Origin of the sequence: Brachyspira sp. SAP_772 (assembly GCF_009755885.1) — a bacterium.
In the GTDB taxonomy this organism is placed as follows: domain Bacteria; phylum Spirochaetota; class Brachyspiria; order Brachyspirales; family Brachyspiraceae; genus Brachyspira.
The window spans coordinates 1-680 of record NZ_VYIX01000194.1 but is presented as its reverse complement, the minus strand read 5'-3'; the positions used below and the strand labels follow the sequence as shown (position 1 = coordinate 680).

Annotated in this window: 1 protein-coding gene; it reads left to right on the top strand. The window is 27.7% G+C overall.

Annotated elements, in window-relative coordinates:
* Window positions 1-673, top strand: a 673-nt coding sequence (locus GQX97_RS13485; RefSeq protein ID WP_232473422.1) for a TIGR03936 family radical SAM-associated protein, incomplete at its 5' end; no start/stop codon positions are given.
* Between the last annotated feature and the right edge of the window lie 7 nt (window positions 674-680).

Genomic DNA, 680 nt, shown 5'->3' with positions numbered 1-680 from the left:
AAGCAAAAAAATAAATATGCCTTGGAAATGCATTGACACTCTTGTAAGTCAGCAATTCTTTGACAAGGAATACGAAAGATTTCAAAACGGAAAGTTTACAGGCTACTGCTTTACAGGAAACTGCCAAAACTGCGGTATAGATTATAAACAATATTGCCATAAATACAAAAAAGAAGTTTTAAATACAAACTTTACTCAAATGGTTGAAGAATTAAAAACTCTAAAGAAAAGAGATATATTTGCTGTAAACTATAAAGTATTTATGAAGTTTAAAAAAGAAGGCATATCATCWCTTYTRGGTATGCATGATTTATCACGTGTTATGGTTTGTGCTTTTAAAATCGCAGGGGCTAGTATATCTTTAAGCAGAGGCTTTCACCCTCTTGAAAAAATAGTRTTTACMCCCCCTACTCCTTTTGCCTGCGAAAGTGATGCTGAATATATGGAAGTAAGTTTAACAGATAATATAGACATAGATTTATTAAAAAATAAAATTAATAATTTACTTTCTCATATAGGAATAGAAATATTAGAAGCTAACTTTATAGCCACAAACATAAAAAAAATACAAACTCTTCCAAAAAATATTTTATATAAAATGAATACTAATGATAATGATAAAGCATTTAATTTACTTTCAAATAAAGAAACAAACAAACAAACAAACAAATAAACAAACA